This window comes from Bradyrhizobium sp. CCBAU 51627 (genome assembly GCF_028128765.1).
Taxonomy (GTDB): Bacteria; Pseudomonadota; Alphaproteobacteria; order Rhizobiales; family Xanthobacteraceae; genus Bradyrhizobium.
This window is the reverse complement of record NZ_LBJG01000090.1, coordinates 40,229-56,864: the sequence shown is the minus strand read 5'-3', so window position 1 is coordinate 56,864 and position 16,636 is coordinate 40,229. Positions and strand designations below refer to the sequence as shown.

The window sequence follows — 16,636 nt, the reverse complement described above, 5'->3', positions numbered from 1 at the left end:
GCCTGCTCACGTATTCGGTTTCTTTTCCGCAGCGTCGAGCGCGGCGGCAAGGCGTTTCTCTTCGCCGTAATAGCGTGCGCGTTCCCAGAATTTCGGGCGACCAATGCCGGTCGAGCGATGCTGGCCGATGATCTTGCCGTTGGCGTCCTCGCCAAGCAGGTCGTAGAGGAAGATGTCCTGGGTGATGATGGTGTCGCCTTCCATGCCCATCACCTCGGTGATGTGCGTGATGCGGCGCGAGCCGTCGCGCAGGCGCGCGGCCTGGACGATGACGTCGATCGAGGCACAGATCATCTCGCGGATTGTTCGCGAAGGAAGCGAGAAGCCGCCCATCGTGATCATGGATTCGCAGCGTGACAGCGCTTCGCGGGGATTGTTGGCGTGGAGCGTCCCCATCGAACCATCGTGGCCGGTGTTCATGGCCTGGAGCAAATCGAACGCCTCCGGGCCGCGGACTTCGCCGACGATGATGCGTTCGGGGCGCATACGCAGGCAGTTGCGCACCAGTTCGCGCATGGTGACCTGGCCTTCGCCCTCGATATTGGGCGGGCGGGTTTCGAGCCGCACCACATGGGGCTGCTGTAGCTGGAGCTCGGCGGCGTCCTCGCAGGTGATGACGCGCTCGTCGTGCTCGATATAATTGGTCAGACAGTTGAGCAGCGTGGTCTTGCCGGAGCCGGTACCGCCGGAGATCAGCACGTTGCAGCGCACGCGACCGATGATCTGGAGGATCTCCGCGCCTTCCGGCGAGATCGCGCCAAATTTGACCAGCTGATCCAGCGTCAGCTTGTCCTTCTTGAATTTGCGGATGGTGAGCGCGGGGCCGTCGATCGCGAGCGGCGGCACGATGGCGTTGACACGGGAGCCGTCGGCGAGGCGCGCGTCGCAGATCGGCGAGGATTCGTCGACGCGCCGGCCGACCTGGCTGACGATGCGCTGGCAGATGTTGAGGAGCTGCTGATTGTCGCGGAAACGGATTCCGGTACGCTGAATCTTGCCGCTGACTTCGATGAAGACCGTGCCGGCCCCGTTCACCATGATGTCGGCGATGTCGTCGCGCGCCAGGAGCGGCTCGAGCGGGCCATAGCCGAGCACGTCATTGCAGATGTCGTCGAGCAACTCTTCCTGCTCGGCGATCGACATCACGATGTTCTTGATCGCGATGATCTCGTTGACGATGTCGCGGATTTCCTCGCGCGCGGACTCGGAATCGAGCTTGGCGAGCTGGGCGAGGTCGATGGCCTCGATCAGCGCGCCGAAGATCGTCGCCTTGACCTCGTAATAATTGTCCGAGCGGCGGGTTTCCATGACCGGCGGGGGCCGGGAGGGGGCGAGCGGGGGGGAGGTGACCACCGGCGGGGGCGGCGCACGTGACACCGTCGGCGCCGGAGCCAGGGCAGGCTCTGGCGACACGGCGCCGGGCTTGGGAGCCCGAAAGTCGGTGTCTGTTCCGCTACGCTTACCGAACACTTAACAACTCCATGCGGCGGCTTATTTTCCCCGCAACTTCTCAATCAGCGGTGAAAGCAAGGACGACTTTTGTTTCTTCGTCTCGCTGCGGCCGGTCAGGCGCTGGGCGATCTGGAGGAACATCTCGATCGACTTGTGGTTGGCGGAGATCTCCGCGATCATCTGGCCGTTGTTGGCGGCGGCGCCGAAGGTCTGCGGCTCGAACGGGATCGAGACCACGGGCTGGCTCTCGATCGCCTTGGCGAACTCGGTCGCGGCGATCTCCGGCCGCTTGGGAATACCGACCTGGTTCAGGCAGTACAGTGGAGGGCGGTCGTTGGGACGCGCGGCCTTCAGCAGGTCGAACAGGTTCTTGGTGTTGCGCAGATTGGCAAGGTCGGGCGCCGCCACGATCAGGATGTCGTCGGCCCCGATCAGAGCGCGCTTGGTCCAGCCCGACCATTGATGCGGGATGTCCAGCACGATGCAGGGCATGGTCGCGCGCAGCGTGTCGAATACCGCATCGAAGGCGTCGGTGCCGAAATCGTAGACCCGGTCGAGCGTCGCCGGTGCGGCCAGCAGGCTCAGATGGTCGGTGCATTTCGACAGCAGGCGGTCGATGAAAGCGGTGTCGACGCGATCGGGCGAGAACACGGCGTCTGCGATGCCCTGCGGCGGGTCCTGATTGTAGTCGAGTCCGGCCGTACCGAAGGCCAGGTCGAGGTCGGCCACCACGGCGTCCATCGCGAGGTCCCGCGCAATCGCCCAGGCGACGTTGTGGGAGATGGTGGAGGCGCCGACGCCACCCTTGGCTCCGACCACGGCGATGATGCGGCCGACCGCCTTGGCTTCGGGAGCGGAGAACAGATTGCAGATCGAGCGCACGACATCGATCGCACCGACCGGTGCGAGCACGTAATCGCTGACGCCGCGACGCACCAGCTCGCGGTAAAGCATGACGTCGTTGATGCGGCCGATCACGACGACGCGGGTGCCGGCGTCACAGACGGTGGCGAGCTGGTCGAGTCCGGTCAGCAGGTCGCTGCGGGCATCGCTCTCGAGCACGATCACGTTCGGCGTGGGCGCCGAGCGATAGGCTTCGATCGCAGCCGTCATGCCGCCCATCTGGATCTTCAGATGCGCCTTGCCGAGACGCCGATCCTCGCCGGCCGATTGCACGGCAGCTGCGGTTTCCACGGTTTCGCAGAAGGCCTGCACCGAAACGCGCGGCGCGGGCGCAATATGCTCCTCGACCGGCGGAGGAGGGGCCTCCGGCTGCTCTTCTTGTGTCTGGCGCGCGTAGCTGATCATTTGCCGGTGTCGCTGAGTTTGGCTCTTTCGGCCTCGGGATAAGTGACCGCTGTCGGATTTCCCTTGCGATACTTCTCGAAGGCGGCGGTACGCCGAATCGTATAGGCGGGTGTTTCAGGCCGCGGCTGCTCGAGGTCCGTGGGATTGTCGACCATTGCCGCGAGGTTGCGCTGATAGGCGCAGCCGAAATTGTAGTAGTCTTTGTTTTCGAACCAGCTCTTGTTCTTCATCGAAGGGCCGACGTCCTCCGGCCACAGACCGCACGGACCGGCCACCGCGGCGATCTTCGAATAGGTCAGCCGGATCGGCGGCAGGAAGCGCTTGTCCTCTGGGTTGTAGGGGCGAGCGACGATGCCGCGTGGCGGCACGCCCGCGGCCGCCAGCATCGCCTGAATCTCGTGCATCGATTCCGCCACCGGACGGGCGTTGGACGTTCCCGTGGGCACATCGATGTGGATGGCGCCGGTCCCCTCGTGCAGCCAGGTCGAGGCCAGGCCCATTACGTCGGCGCGCTGGGCCGCCGTCAAGCCGCCGCGGGCGTGACCGACGAAGACGACGATCGAGCGGTTCTGCTCCTCGATCGCGATCGGATGACGCTGCTTGTAGTCGTCGGGAATGGAGGCCGTGGCTACTTCGTCATGCTGGCAGCCGCCGAGCGCGAGAGCGATACCGACCAGCGCGCCACCGAAGGCGATGGCACGCTTGCGAAGCTGGGGTGGTCTTGTGATCATCGTGAAGTCCCCGTTCCGCCTCAGTCGGTGATGAAGCCGTAGGTGCCGCGGTAATTGCGAGCCGGCTCGGTCTTGCCGGGTACCCCGTAGATGCGGTTGATGTTGCCAATCAGCTCGGCCTGCGGGTCCGCAGGTGCCGCGAAGCCGTCATCCGGGCGCGACAGGTCCTTTGGCGCCGTAGCGCGGACGACGTAGGGCGTCACGATCACGACCAGTTCGGTCGCGTTGTTGACGAAGTCCCGGCTGCGGAACAACGTACCGAGGATCGGGAGCTGCATCAGGCCCGGCAATCCGCTCACCGCCTGCTTGGTCTGCTGCTGGATCAGGCCGGCCATCGCCATTGCGCCGCCGGAGGGAATCTCCAGCGAGGTCTCGGCGCGGCGGGTCCGGATCGAAGGCACCGTCACAGAGTTCACGGATGTCGATGTCACGGCCTGAGAGAGCGTGATCGCATTTTCGTTCGACAGCTCCGAGACCTCGGTCATCACCCGCAGGCTGATCTTGCCTTCGGTCAGAACCACGGGAGTGAAGTTGAGCGAAATGCCGAACTTCTTGAAGCTGATCTGGGTGGTACAGACATGCGTGGTGGGATCGCACGCATAGCCCGCCGGCACCGGGAATTCGCCGCCGGCGATGAAGGTCGCCGATTCGCCCGAGATCGCGGTCAGGTTCGGCTCGGCCAGCGTGCGGATCACGCCCGCGGTTTCCATCGCACGCAGGGTGGCCTGAACCGAGGGTGTCGCGCCGAACTTCGTGGTCAGATTGTTGCCATCGACGAGATTGTGACCGAGCGCCGTGAACGGGTTGGTGTTGGTGAAGCTCACCACCGAGGTGCCGTAGTTCAGATTCGCGGACAGGTCGATGCCGAGCTGCTTGACGATATTGCGCTGGACCTCGGCCACCGTCACTTTCAGCATCACCTGGTCGCGGCCGCGGACCACGATCGAGTTCACCACCTTGTCGGCGCCGCCGACGAGGCGCGCGGCAAGGTCGTTGGCCTGCTGAGCTTCCAGCGGGTTTGCCGCCGTGCCGCTCAGGACGACTCCCTCGCCGAGACCGTCGATCTGGATGTCGGAATTCGGCAGGATCTGCTTCAGCGCAGCGCGCACGCCGTTGAGATCGCGCTTGACCGCGATATCATAGGCCGCGATCTGCTGGCCGGCGGAATCGAAGAATACGATATTGGTCTGGCCGACCGTTGCGCCGATGATGTAAGCGCGTTGCGCCGAGCGCACCACCGCATTGGCGATCTTGGGATCGGCGACCAGCACGTCTTTGATGTCGCGCGGCAGGTCGATCACGATCGACTTGCCGACGCCGAGCGAGAGGAAGCGCGCGTTCATCTGACCGTCGGCCGCAACCGGCGCCGCAGAACGGTAGTCTGCGGCGATCACGGGTGTCAGCGCGGGATTGAGCGTCAGGGCGAGAGCGGCCGAGAACGACAGGGCGCGAATCATCGAAGTTCGCACCGTCGCCAGATCTGCCCCGCATTTCATGTCGACTGTCCTCATTGTGCCTTCGTCGCCTGGGTTGGGACGCCGTAGCGAATGATCGAAATGCCCTCGCGCTTCTGCGCGGAATCATCGAGCGTGATCTCCGTCGTCTTGGTGTCCGCGATGCTGCGCAACGCCAGCGACAGCGTTCCGGCCTGGCGGGACGAGGACAGCAGCTGGGTTTGTGCAGCATTGAGCTCCAAGGTCACGGTCTTGCCGACCACCGCGTTCTGGCCGTCCTTCTCCTTCGGAGCCTGGTCGATCGCGAGGACGCGGACATTGACCAGGATGATCTCGGACTTGACAATGTCCTGGGCGCCGGGAGTCTGGTCCGGGTTCTTGAGGCGGCGCGTGAGAAGAACGTCGACGCGATCGTTCGGCAGGATGAAGCCGCCGGCACCGGTCTCCGGAGAGATTTCGGTCGAGATGGCGCGCATGCCGCTCGGCAGGATCGCGGCCATGAAGCCGGAGCCGTCGGCCTTGACCAGCTTCTGGTCGCGGATCGGCTCGCCTTGGATGAATGGGGCACGCGCAATCGAGCCGACGACCTGGGTGGCGCCGTCGGGGCGCTCATTGCGACGGATGAAGGAGGAACTGGCGGTCGCGGTCGGCCAGGTCTGCCACTGGACATCTTCCGGCTTCACGGTTTGACCGAGGCCGATGTCATTCTTGGCGACCAGAACGTCGGTAGTGGGAAGCTGCGCGACCGGAGCCGCTGGAGGCGGCGCAGAGTCCGTGCTGCTCGCCAGATACGCGGCGATACCGCCGGCGCAGATGGCGACCGCCAGGACGACTATGCGTGCCCTATTCATACGCTCACTTTCCACAGAACGCCGCGACGCTGCCGCCGCCGTAATCGGCAGTTGACCAGCTATTCGTCAAAGCATGGTTAATGAGGCGTATCTAAATCGCCTTAACGCCGGGTTTATCCAGGGGCGTTCAGTGTAGTGCGAGGTGAGCGAGGTCTATCGCTTTCACCCATTCGGTCTCGGGGTAGACCATCAATGCGCCCAGCGCGAGCGCGATGCCGTAGGGAATGCCGCTCTCCTTGGCGTGCAGCCGCGCCAGCCAGGCCTGGCCGGCAAGCCCGTAAGGCAGCGGCCATTGCCGGAACTGGAGCAGAAGCAGCGTCAGCGCTCCGCCGAACAGCGAGGCGTAGAGCAGGAAATCCATCAACTGGGCGAAGCCGAACCAGAGCGCCACCGAAGCTGCGACCTTGGCGTCTCCGCCGCCCATCCAGCCCATCGCAAAGCAGGTAAAGGCCACGACGAGGAGCAGCGCGCCGGCGCCGACGTGGCTCAGCATCTCGTAAGGTGCCATGCCACCGGCAAGAGCGAGCAGGAAGAAACCTGCGACCAGCGCCAGCGACACGCGGTTCGAGATCGTCATGGTGAAGAGATCGCTGGCGGCTGCGAACGCCATCAGGGCCGGGAAGAGCAGAAGGCGCGCAAGGTCAAGGATCATGGGCTGCGTCTTGAGGCCTGGGTCAATTGCCGGATCGGGCGTCGGCGCATGGTAGCGCGCAGTGCTAAACAAACCGACAACGGCTGCGGCGAGTCTGGAAGCGGCAGCCCGGCGCGGGCGTCTCACCACATGCTGGCGATACGCATTGCGAGCGTGCCCATGGCGAGCAGCAGCGCCAGGCAGACCCAATAGGCCGACGCGTCGATGCGTGCGGTATCCGCCGCGTTCGCCGCAACCGCGGCATCGGTTCTGCGCTGACGCAAGGCCACTGGAACTCGCAAACTCCAGAAATACAAAGGCCCCGGAGGTCCGGGGCATTTGTCGTCGTTCGTCGGTCGGCTTACTTCAGCGAGGAGCTGATCGAGGTGAACTTGGCGTTCAGCGTGGTGCCGAGGTTGTTGACGACGGTGATGATCGCCAGCGCGATGCCGGCGGCGATCAGGCCGTATTCGATAGCGGTGGCGCCGGATTCATCCTTGGCGAAACGCGCAATCAGGTTCTTCATGAACTATACTCCATCTGGGTGAGGTCGCCACGTTCGGCGCTGTCTTGACGGACCGACCATGTGAGCCGAGCTCTTTCGGCGGGGTTAATTCGACCGGTCAAACCCGCCTCCGGCGCGATGCTTTTCGCCAAAGTGAATTTCGCCTTAAGGCGGCCCTGCAATTCGCTCCTGTTCCGAACACGCCGTCAACTTCACCCTCCCTTAAATCTCGGGGAGTAGGCGTAAGTCAGATCAGAAGCCTGGAAGAGACGCGATGATGTCGAGCCTGCCCATGCAAGTCGCCCTGATGCTGGGGGAGACCATCGAGAAGGTGATTCCCGTCACGCTCATGCTCGCGCTGGTGTTCACGTTGCTCGAGCATTTCTGGGCCTGCAATCCCGGTCCGTCGTGGTGGCGCAAGCGCGAGATCGTGACCGACATCTGCTACTGGTTCTTCGTTCCAGTGTTCGCCCGCACCATGCGGATCGGCCTGTTGATCGTCACGGCCGGGGTTGTCTTCAACATCCATGACGCCGACGAGCTGATCGCCTTCTACGACAATGGCCATGGCCCGCTGTCGCAACTGCCGCTCTGGCTGCAGGGTGTGCTGTTCCTGGTGGCGTCGGATTTCATGCTGTACTGGCTGCACCGGCTGTTTCATGGCGGCGGGTTCTGGAAATACCATGCGGTCCATCACTCCTCGGAGGAGATCAGCTGGATTTCGGCGGCCCGCTTCCATCCAGTCAATCTGATGCTCGGCACGATCGGCGTGGACGTCGTGCTGCTGATGGCCGGCATTTCGCCGAACGTGATGATCTGGGTTGGTCCGTTCACGACCTTCCATTCGGCCTTCGTGCACGCAAACCTGAACTGGACCTTCGGGCCGTTCCGATATGTGCTGGCGACGCCGGTGTTCCATCGCTGGCATCACACGCCGCTTGAAGAAGGCGGCGATACCAATTTTGCCGGCACCTTCCCGCTCTGGGACGTGCTGTTCGGGACCTTCCGCATGCCGAAGGATGAACTGCCGCAGGGCTACGGCAAGGATGAAGCGACCATGCCGAAGGAATTCCCCGGTCAGCTTGCCTATCCGTTCCGACACTAGGTCCGTCGGGCCGACAAAGCGGCAGTCCATTCAAACAATAGTCGGCGAATTTGCGGAACGTTCACGAATTACAGGCAGGTTAACCGGGTCGGGCGCCGGCTCCGCTTCTCGACTGATATGCCGGTTTGTGACGTCCCGGGGTAAGAGTATGCGTAAAGAGTTCCTGCGCCGTCATGCGCGCATCTGTCTCCTGGCTACGGCTGCTGTGCTGGCTTCGCCGGCCATCGGCTTGGCCGAGCCATCTGTCGATACCATCGCCGTCAATGTCGACCAGGCCAAGCTCGTGAGGCTGCCCGGCAAGGTGGCTACGATCGTGGTCGGCAATCCTCTGATCGCCGACGTCACGCTTCAGCCGGGCGGGATGATCGTCGTGACCGGCAAAGGCTATGGCGCCACCAACTTCATCGCGCTCGATCGCGGCGGAGAGATCCTGGTCGATCGGCAGATCCAGGTCGAAGGCCCGAGCGACCGTCTCGTCACCGTCTATCGCGGTATCGAGCGGGAGTCCTATAGCTGCATGCCGATCTGCCAGCGCCGCGTCACGCTCGGTGACAGCGACAATTACTTCAATACCACGATGAGCCAGGCCGGTTCGCTGAGCAGCAACGCCAGCGGCAACGCCAGCACGGCCCCCAAGACGAACTAGCAAGGCAGCATCGTCAGAAACGCCGAAGAAACCGACGGCGGGACCACGGCTGTGCGCATCCGCTCTTTGGGCATGAAAAAGGCCGTGCATCGCGCACGGCCTTTTCCGTTGTCAGTGCGCTCGCGCTGATCCGTGTGCGGGCCCTCTAAGGCGCGCGGTGGATATCAGCCGGCGTCGCGGAGGTTGTCGGCGGCCGACTTGCCGGACCGGCGATCGGCGACGATCTCGTACGAGACCTTCTGGCCTTCGCGCAGCGAGCCGAGGCCGGCGCGCTCGACGGCGCTGATGTGAACGAACACGTCCTTGCCACCATCGTCGGGCTGGATGAAGCCATAGCCCTTGGTCGCGTTAAACCACTTCACGGTTCCCATGCTCACGGGAGTAGTCCCTTCTCAGATACACAATGTAAGAGCCCACTTGCGCAGGCCGGTTAGATCGAATTTTTGGAAGGGTCGTCAGCGTGTCTGAACCGGCTGTACCGGTGGATGCTAATGTCGTCCGGCCGAAAATCGATTAGCTGATTTTATTGGAATTAAGGCGCCAAAACAATCCTGACGCGCACGATTTTTTGATCCGCCGTGATGCCCACGGCGGATCAGCATAAAGATCAGCATTTTTGTGCCGCGCTGCCGCGCGGGAAGCCATTAACGGCGACGGAACTGGCCACCGCGCTGTCCCGGACGCGGCGGTCCACCCGCCGTGCTGGGACGTTCGTCCTTGTGACGGAAAATCAGCCGGCCCTTTTCGAGGTCGTAGGGCGACATTTCCACGGTAACGCGGTCACCTGCCAGCGTCTTGATGCGGTTCTTCTTCATCTTGCCGGCAGTATAGGCGACGATCTCGTGCCCGGCATCGAGCTGCACGCGGTAGCGCGCGTCGGGGAGGATTTCGGTGACCAGTCCTTCGAACTGGATCAGCTCTTCCTTAGCCATGAATTTCTCCAGGTCGTGGACGGCTAGTGCGAATGGGGTTTGCGGTTCGGGTGGCCGTTCGGCCGACTCTCCCGGCGCAAAAATGCCACGCCTTGTATCCCATCGGGGGCTCCGGCGCTATGCGCGGAACGCTGTTCCGGGCGGTCGTTTGGCGAAGAATGCATCTTTCCACCGGAGCGGCGGCGGCGAGACCCCTTGGAGCCGTTGCCGGCCCGTCCCTCCATATGCCGGCCGTCGCCCTGGCGCCCCTCGCCGGGCCGTCCGTCGCCGGGCTTGCCGGAGCTGTGGTGACGTCCGTCGCCATGCCGTTCATCGCCGCGCCGTCCATCGCCGTGGCGTGCGCCTTGCGGACGCTGGCCCGGGCGGCCGCCCGGCCGGCCCTGCCGTTGCTGTGGCGCCGGCGCGCCCGCATCGCGGCGACCGGCATCGGTGCGCAGATCCTCGCGTGGCAGCGCCACCCGGATCAGCCGTTCGATGTCGCGGAGATAGCTGAGCTCCTCACCGCCGGCGACCAGCGAGATCGCGGTGCCGTCGGCGCCGGCGCGCGCAGTGCGACCGATGCGGTGCACATAGGTCTCGGGCACGTTGGGCAGGTCGAAATTGATGACGTGGGTGATGCCGTCGACATCGATGCCGCGGGCCGCGATGTCGGTAGCGACCAGGGTGCGGATCTCGCCGGAGCGGAACTGCGCCAGCGTCCGTTCGCGATGGTTCTGCGACTTGTTGCCGTGGATGGCGCTGGCGGCGATGCCGGCCCGCTCCAAGGTCTTCACCACCTTGTCGGCACCGTGCTTGGTGCGGGTGAAGACCAGCGCGCGGTTGATCGGCTCGTCCTTCAGGAGCTTGGTCAGGAAGGCGGGCTTGGCCGTGAAGTCGACCTGGATGATGCGCTGGTTGATCCGCTCGGCGGTCGAGGACACCGGCGTCACCGCGACGCGGGCCGGATCGCGCAGCATTGAATCGGCGAGCTCGGCGATGTCCTTCGGCATGGTGGCCGAGAAGAACAGCGTCTGCCGCTTGATTGGCAGCTTGGCGACGATTTTGCGGATGTCGTTGATGAAGCCCATGTCGAGCATGCGGTCGGCCTCGTCGAGCACGAGGAACTCCACGCTCGAGAGCTTCAATCCGTTGCTCTGCACGAGATCGAGCAGGCGGCCAGGGGTAGCGACCAGGACCTCGACGCCCTGCATCAGGGCGCGGACCTGGCGGCCCATCGGGACGCCGCCGATGGCGAGCGTCGAGGACAGGCGGATGTGGCGGCCATAGGCGTTGAAGCTGTCGAGGATCTGCCCCGAAAGCTCGCGGGTGGGCGACAGCACCAGGACGCGGGCGGTCTTGGGCTGGGGCTTGATGCGGTTTTCGAGCAGACGATGCAGGATCGGCAGCGCGAAGGATGCGGTCTTGCCGGTGCCGGTCTGGGCGATGCCGACGACGTCGCGGCCGGTCAGCGCCGTGGGGATCGTCTGGGCCTGAATGGGGGTAGGGGTGACGTAATTCTCTTCAGCAAGAGCACGTGCGATGGGTTCGGCGAGGCCGAAGTCCTGAAACGAAGTCAAAAGATGGATCTTTCCATGTCGAATGCGGTCGGCCGACGCAGTCAGCGTGGCGCGCGCAAAAGGGTGTCGAGAAGACACCTGCGTGTTTGGGGTGTCGGATGGCTTGGGAGATAAGGGGCAAGCCAGAGGCCCGTACGGGCTTAAGAACACGCGGCTCGCTACGACCGCTCGATTCTCAAGCGATCTCTACGCTCATATGGAACATCGACGGGGCGCTTTCAAGGCGGTCCTTCGCCGAGCACCGATGCTGGTGCAAAAATAGTTATGCCGGATTTTTAGCCAACGATGGAGATTTGATTATTAAATAGGCTGATTGCCGCATAAGCATACATTTTTCTTGCTCAAGTTTTGAGCGGCAAAGTCGTTGTCATACTTCGAATGCGGCGAAATTGTCTAGATTAACCAGCTACTTGGTAGGCGCTTCGCCCATGGCATGGTTCTTGCGATTCCATTAATCGCAGGCGGCCGTGGGGCCGTTTCGCAGCGTCTTTTCACGTCTGCGTCAGGGAGATGATACATCCATGCCTACCAAATCCATTCACGATATAGCGGCGTCATTTAGCCGCCGCGGCGTGCTCGCTGCGTCCGCCGGACTGATGCTCGGTCTGGCGTCCATTTCCGGCGCAAAGGCCGCGGACGACACCATCAAGGTCGGCGTCCTGCACTCGCTCTCGGGCACCATGGCCATCAGCGAAACCACGCTGAAGGACACCATCCTCTTCCTGATCGACGAGCAAAACAAGAAGGGCGGCTTGCTCGGCAAGAAGCTCGAGGCCGTCGTTGTCGACCCCGCTTCGAACTGGCCGCTGTTCGCCGAAAAGGCGCGCGAACTGATCACCAAGGACAAGGTTTCGGTCGTGTTCGGCTGCTGGACCTCGGTGTCGCGCAAGTCCGTGCTCCCGGTGTTCAAGGAGCTCAACAACATCCTGTTCTACCCCGTCCAGTACGAGGGTGAGGAGTCCGAGCGCAACGTGTTCTACACCGGCGCCGCGCCGAACCAGCAGGCGATCCCCGCCGTCGACTATCTGATGAAGGAAGAGAAGGTGAAGCGCTGGGTGCTCGCGGGCACCGACTACGTCTATCCGCGCACCACCAACAAGATCCTGGAAGCCTATCTGAAGTCGAAGGGTGTCGCCCAGGAAGACATCATGATCAACTACACGCCGTTCGGTCACTCCGACTGGCAGACGATCGTGGCCGATATCAAGAAGTTCGGTTCGGCCGGCAAGAAGACGGCGGTGGTCTCGACCATCAACGGCGACGCCAACGTTCCCTTCTACAAGGAGCTCGGCAACCAGGGCATCAAGGCGAAGGACATCCCGGTGGTCGCGTTCTCGGTGGGCGAGGAAGAACTCGCCGGCATCGACACCAAGCCGCTGGTCGGCCATCTCGCCGCCTGGAACTACTTCGAGTCGATCAAGACCCCGGCGAACGAGAAGTTCATCAAGGACTGGCAGGCCTACACCAAGAATCCGAAGCGTACGACCAACGACCCGATGGAAGCGCACGTGATCGGCTTCAACATGTGGGTGAAGGCGGTCGAGAAGGTGAAGTCGACCGATCCGGACAAGGTGATCGATGCGCTTCCCGGCATCGAGACGCCGAATCTGACCGGTGGCGTCGCCAAGATGCTCCCGAACCACCACATCACCAAGCCGGTCTTCATCGGCGAGATCAAGGGCAACGGCCAGTTCGACGTTGTCTGGAAGACCCCGAGCCTTGTCCCCGGCGATGCCTGGTCGAAGGAACTCGACGGCTCCAAGGACCTGATCGGCGACTGGGTCGGCAAGAAGTGCGGCAACTTCAACACCAAGACCAACAAGTGCCTCGGCTCCGGCTCCTGATCCGGATCTGACATTCGACTGCACGATGGGGGAAGACGGCGATTCCGCCGCCTTCTCCCCACTTCTGCCGGGGTGATCCAGTGCCAACCAAACTATCTGCTCGTCTCTCGAGCTTCGTTCTCTCGCTGTTCCTGATCGCGTTCGCTCTGCCGGCGTTTGCCGGTCCGTTCGAGGATGCGGTCGCCAAATTCGCCAACGACGATTTTTCCGATACGGATGAGGCGATCGGCGCCGTCGCAAGCAGCGGCAACAAGCTCGCCTTTCCGATCATCAGCGCGCTCCAGGACGGTCGCCTCATGGCCGATCCGGACAGCAAGAAGGTTTACGTCACCGGTACCGACGGCAAATCGATCGACGCTGCAACCGGCGAGGCCGTCGCCAGCGTGCCCGACAGCGCCAGCGCCGTCCGCCTCAACAACCGCCTGCGCCGCAGCGTCGACGCGGCGCTCGGCAGCCTGACGCTGCAGTCGCCCGATCTCGGTGCGCGGCTGCAGGCTGCGCAGTCCGTCTTCAAATCGCATGAGGAGACCGCGCTCGAGCCGGTCGAAAGCGCGCTCGCCAAGGAAACCAACAGATCGGTCAAGACCGCGCTCGGTGAAGCGCGTGCGGCCATCCTGCTGTTCAAGTCCGACGCCACCGAAGTGCAGAAGCTCGAGGCGGTCGCCACCATCAGGGCGCGCGGCGACCAGGACGCGCTGGCGCTGCTGTCCGACATCGGTACCGACCAGCCGGCCTCCGTCGCGAAGGCCGCGACGAGCGCGATCGGCTCGATCCAGAACTCGCTCGCGGTCTGGTCCACGGTGCAGAACGCCTGGTACGGCCTGTCGCTCGGCTCGGTGCTGCTGCTCGCGGCGATCGGGCTCGCCATCACCTTCGGCGTGATGGGCGTCATCAACATGGCCCACGGCGAGATGGTGATGATCGGCGCCTACACCACCTTCGTGGTGCAGGAGGTAATCCGCACCCGCTATCCTGCCCTGTTCGACTATTCGCTGCTGATCGCGGTACCGCTCGCCTTCCTCGTCGCCGGCGCCATCGGCGTGCTGATCGAGCGCAGCATCATCCGCTTTCTCTATGGCCGGCCGCTGGAGACGCTGCTCGCAACCTGGGGCCTGTCGTTGGTGCTGCAGCAGGCGGTTCGCACCATGTTCGGCCCAACCAACCGCGAGGTTGGCAATCCCTCCTGGATGAGCGGCGCGTTCGAACTCGGCCAGATCACCATCACTTATAACCGGCTCTGGATCCTCTGCTTCACGCTCGCTGTCTTCGCGGTCCTGCTCGCAATGCTGCGCTACACCTCGCTCGGCCTTGAGATGCGCGCGGTGACGCAGAACCGGCGCATGGCAGCCTCGATGGGCATCGCCACCTCGCGCGTCGACGCGCTGACCTTCGGACTTGGCTCGGGCATTGCCGGCATCGCCGGCGTGGCGTTGTCGCAGATCGACAATGTCAGCCCCAATCTCGGCCAGAGCTACATCATCGACAGCTTCATGGTCGTGGTATTTGGCGGGGTCGGCAATCTCTGGGGCACGCTGGTCGGCGCCTTCACGCTCGGCATCGCCAACAAATTCCTGGAGCCGGTCGCCGGCGCGGTGCTCGGCAAGATCGCCATCCTGGTCCTGATCATCCTGTTCATTCAAAAGCGCCCGCGCGGCCTGTTCGCGCTCAAGGGCCGTGCGGTGGAAGCATGACCCCTCACATGCTGACGCGATCGCTGGACCGCGGCGCGGCGATCTTCCTGACGATCGTCGCCGCTTGCGGCATCCTGATCCCGCTCTCCAACCTGCTGCTGCCGGAGGGCTCGGCGCTGCAGGTGCCGACCTACTTGGTCGCGCTCTGGGGCAAATACGTCTGCTACGCCATCCTGGCGCTCTCGATCGACCTGATCTGGGGCTATTGCGGCATCCTCTCGCTCGGCCACGGTGCCTTCTTCGCGCTCGGTGGCTACGCGATGGGCATGTACCTGATGCGGCAGATCGGTACCCGCGGCGTCTACGGCAATCCTGTTCTGCCCGACTTCATGGTGTTCCTGAACTGGCAGAAACTGCCGTGGTACTGGTACGGCTTTGACATGTTCTGGTTCGCAGCGCTGATGGTGCTGATCGTGCCGGGTCTGCTCGCGTTCTGCTTCGGCTGGCTCGCCTTCCGCTCCCGTGTCACCGGCGTCTATCTGTCGATCATCACCCAGGCGATGACCTATGCGCTGCTGCTTGCCTTCTTCCGCAACGATTTCGGCTTCGGCGGCAATAATGGCCTGACCGATTTCAAGGACATCCTGGGCTTCAACGTCCAGGCCGAAGGCACCCGCGCCGCACTGTTCGCGCTGAGTTGCCTGGCGCTGATCGCGAGCTTCCTGATCTGCCGCTCCGTGGTGTCCTCCAAGCTCGGCAAGGTGCTGATCGCGATCCGAGATGCGGAATCGCGCAGCCGCTTCCTCGGCTATCGCGTTGAATCCTACAAGCTGTTCGTATTCACGCTGTCGGCCTGCATGGCCGGTGTCGCCGGCGCGCTCTATGTGCCGCAGGTCGGCATCATCAATCCATCCGAATTCGCCCCTGGCAATTCGATCGAGGCGGTGATCTGGGTCGCGGTCGGCGGCCGCGGCACGCTGGTCGGCGCGGCGCTCGGCGCCATCGTCGTCAACTACGCCAAGACGTTCTTCACATCGGGCGTGCTGGCGCCGTACTGGCTCTTCATGCTGGGTGCGCTGTTTATCCTGGTGACGCTGCTGCTGCCCAAGGGCATCGTCGGCACCTTCAATGCATGGCGGGAAGCGTCGAGAGAGAGACGCCCTGCGGCGGCGAGTGCGGCGGCCGAAGACGGCGTCAACGAACCCAAGATGGCGGAGGAGCGGTCATGAACGTCATGGATACCCGCGCGACCTCCGCGATGCTCTATCTCGACGGCGTGCACGTCTCGTTCGACGGCTTCCACGCCATCAACAACCTGTCGCTGACGCTCGAACCCGGCGAGATGCGCGCCATCATCGGCCCGAACGGCGCCGGCAAGACCACGATGATGGACATCATCACCGGCAAAACCAAACCGGACGAGGGCACGGTGTTGTTCGACGGCGTCACGGACCTGACGCGGCTGGACGAGACGCGGATTGCCGAACTCGGGATCGGCCGCAAGTTCCAGAAACCCACTGTGTTCGAAAGCCAGACCGTGCAGGACAACCTCCTGCTCGCGCTCAATGTCGATCACTCGGTGCGCGGCACGCTGTTCTGGCGCGGCAGCAAGGCCGAGTCGGAGCGCATCGACAAGGTACTGGAGACGATCCGCCTGACCGATGCCCGCAACCGCCTTGCCGGCAGCCTCAGCCACGGCCAGAAGCAGTGGCTGGAGATCGGCATGCTGCTGGCGCAAGATCCGAAGCTGCTGCTGGTCGACGAGCCCGTCGCCGGAATGACCGACGTCGAGACGCATCTCACCGCCGAGCTCTTGAAAGAAATCAACCAGACCCACACTGTGATGGTGGTCGAGCACGACATGACGTTCGTGCGAGAGCTCGGTGTCAAGGTGACGTGCCTGCATGAAGGCGCTGTGCTCGCGGAAGGAACCATTGACCAGGTCTCGTCCAACGAGCGGGTCATCGAAGTCTATCTGGGACGCTGAACG

General features: G+C 63.5%; 17 protein-coding genes. 6 read left to right on the top strand and 11 right to left on the bottom strand.

Annotated features, from left to right (window positions below; translation table 11 throughout):
- Positions 1–6: 6 nt before the first annotated feature.
- From XH88_RS34655 to XH88_RS34620, 8 genes are all read right to left on the bottom strand, one after another.
- Positions 7–1,470 (bottom strand): CpaF family protein, encoded by a 1,464-nt coding sequence (locus XH88_RS34655; RefSeq protein WP_271672682.1) that lies wholly within the window; start codon positions 1,468–1,470, stop codon positions 7–9.
- Positions 1,471–1,491: 21 nt separating this feature from the next.
- Positions 1,492–2,760, bottom strand: coding sequence for an AAA family ATPase (locus XH88_RS34650; protein ID WP_271672681.1), 1,269 nt, complete (start codon positions 2,758–2,760; stop codon positions 1,492–1,494).
- Complete coding sequence (locus tag XH88_RS34645; RefSeq protein ID WP_271672680.1) at positions 2,757–3,491, bottom strand: CpaD family pilus assembly protein; 735 nt, start codon at positions 3,489–3,491, stop codon at positions 2,757–2,759. The genes XH88_RS34650 and XH88_RS34645 overlap by 4 nt, the downstream gene beginning before the upstream one ends.
- A 20-nt stretch (positions 3,492–3,511) precedes the next feature.
- Positions 3,512–4,987: a type II and III secretion system protein family protein gene (locus XH88_RS34640; RefSeq protein WP_271672841.1), complete on the bottom strand. Its 1,476-nt coding sequence runs from the start codon at positions 4,985–4,987 to the stop codon at positions 3,512–3,514.
- An 11-nt stretch (positions 4,988–4,998) separates the two neighbouring features.
- On the bottom strand, positions 4,999–5,796 hold the full coding sequence (gene cpaB / locus XH88_RS34635; RefSeq protein ID WP_271672679.1) for a Flp pilus assembly protein CpaB: 798 nt from the start codon (positions 5,794–5,796) through the stop codon (positions 4,999–5,001).
- 127 nt (positions 5,797–5,923) lie between these two features.
- Complete coding sequence (locus XH88_RS34630; protein ID WP_271672678.1) at positions 5,924–6,448, bottom strand: A24 family peptidase; 525 nt, start codon at positions 6,446–6,448, stop codon at positions 5,924–5,926.
- A 122-nt stretch (positions 6,449–6,570) separates the two neighbouring features.
- The gene (locus XH88_RS34625; protein WP_271672848.1) at positions 6,571–6,711 is read right to left on the bottom strand and encodes a hypothetical protein; all 141 of its coding nucleotides are present in this window, start codon (positions 6,709–6,711) and stop codon (positions 6,571–6,573) included.
- Between the two features lie 77 nt (positions 6,712–6,788).
- Positions 6,789–6,953, bottom strand: coding sequence for a Flp family type IVb pilin (locus tag XH88_RS34620; protein ID WP_007599783.1), 165 nt, complete (start codon positions 6,951–6,953; stop codon positions 6,789–6,791).
- A 256-nt stretch (positions 6,954–7,209) separates the two neighbouring features.
- Between XH88_RS34620 and XH88_RS34615 the strand changes: the two genes are divergently transcribed.
- Both XH88_RS34615 and XH88_RS34610 read left to right on the top strand, forming a co-directional pair.
- Positions 7,210–8,037: a sterol desaturase family protein gene (locus XH88_RS34615; protein WP_271672677.1), complete on the top strand. Its 828-nt coding sequence runs from the start codon at positions 7,210–7,212 to the stop codon at positions 8,035–8,037.
- 148 nt (positions 8,038–8,185) lie between these two features.
- Positions 8,186–8,683 (top strand): pilus assembly protein N-terminal domain-containing protein, encoded by a 498-nt coding sequence (locus XH88_RS34610; RefSeq protein ID WP_271672676.1) that lies wholly within the window; start codon positions 8,186–8,188, stop codon positions 8,681–8,683.
- A 164-nt stretch (positions 8,684–8,847) separates the two neighbouring features.
- Here XH88_RS34610 and XH88_RS34605 read toward each other — a convergent pair whose 3' ends face one another.
- The 3 genes from XH88_RS34605 to XH88_RS34595 form a co-directional block, all read right to left on the bottom strand.
- A complete protein-coding gene (locus XH88_RS34605) occupies positions 8,848–9,060 on the bottom strand; it encodes a cold-shock protein (protein WP_057759442.1) in 213 nt (70 codons plus the stop codon).
- Positions 9,061–9,327: 267 nt separating this feature from the next.
- Positions 9,328–9,615, bottom strand: a complete 288-nt coding sequence (infA, locus tag XH88_RS34600) for a translation initiation factor IF-1 (protein WP_024340539.1) — start codon at positions 9,613–9,615, stop codon at positions 9,328–9,330.
- Between the two features lie 23 nt (positions 9,616–9,638).
- Entirely contained in the window at positions 9,639–11,171 is a 1,533-nt protein-coding gene (locus XH88_RS34595) for a DEAD/DEAH box helicase (RefSeq protein WP_271672675.1), read from the bottom strand.
- 521 nt (positions 11,172–11,692) lie between these two features.
- On the opposite strand from XH88_RS34595, the gene urtA reads away from it, so the two are divergent.
- The 4 genes from urtA to urtD all read left to right on the top strand — a co-directional run bounded on the left by urtA (position 11,693) and on the right by urtD (position 16,633).
- On the top strand, positions 11,693–13,015 hold the full coding sequence (gene urtA / locus XH88_RS34590) for an urea ABC transporter substrate-binding protein (protein WP_271672674.1): 1,323 nt from the start codon (positions 11,693–11,695) through the stop codon (positions 13,013–13,015).
- A gap of 80 nt (positions 13,016–13,095) precedes the next feature.
- Complete coding sequence (gene urtB / locus XH88_RS34585; RefSeq protein WP_271672673.1) at positions 13,096–14,706, top strand: urea ABC transporter permease subunit UrtB; 1,611 nt, start codon at positions 13,096–13,098, stop codon at positions 14,704–14,706.
- The gene (urtC, locus tag XH88_RS34580) at positions 14,703–15,875 is read left to right on the top strand and encodes an urea ABC transporter permease subunit UrtC (RefSeq protein ID WP_271672672.1); all 1,173 of its coding nucleotides are present in this window, start codon (positions 14,703–14,705) and stop codon (positions 15,873–15,875) included. Before urtB ends, urtC begins: the two co-directional genes overlap by 4 nt.
- On the top strand, positions 15,872–16,633 hold the full coding sequence (urtD, locus tag XH88_RS34575; RefSeq protein ID WP_271672671.1) for an urea ABC transporter ATP-binding protein UrtD: 762 nt from the start codon (positions 15,872–15,874) through the stop codon (positions 16,631–16,633). The genes urtC and urtD overlap by 4 nt, the downstream gene beginning before the upstream one ends.
- Positions 16,634–16,636 lie beyond the last annotated feature (3 nt).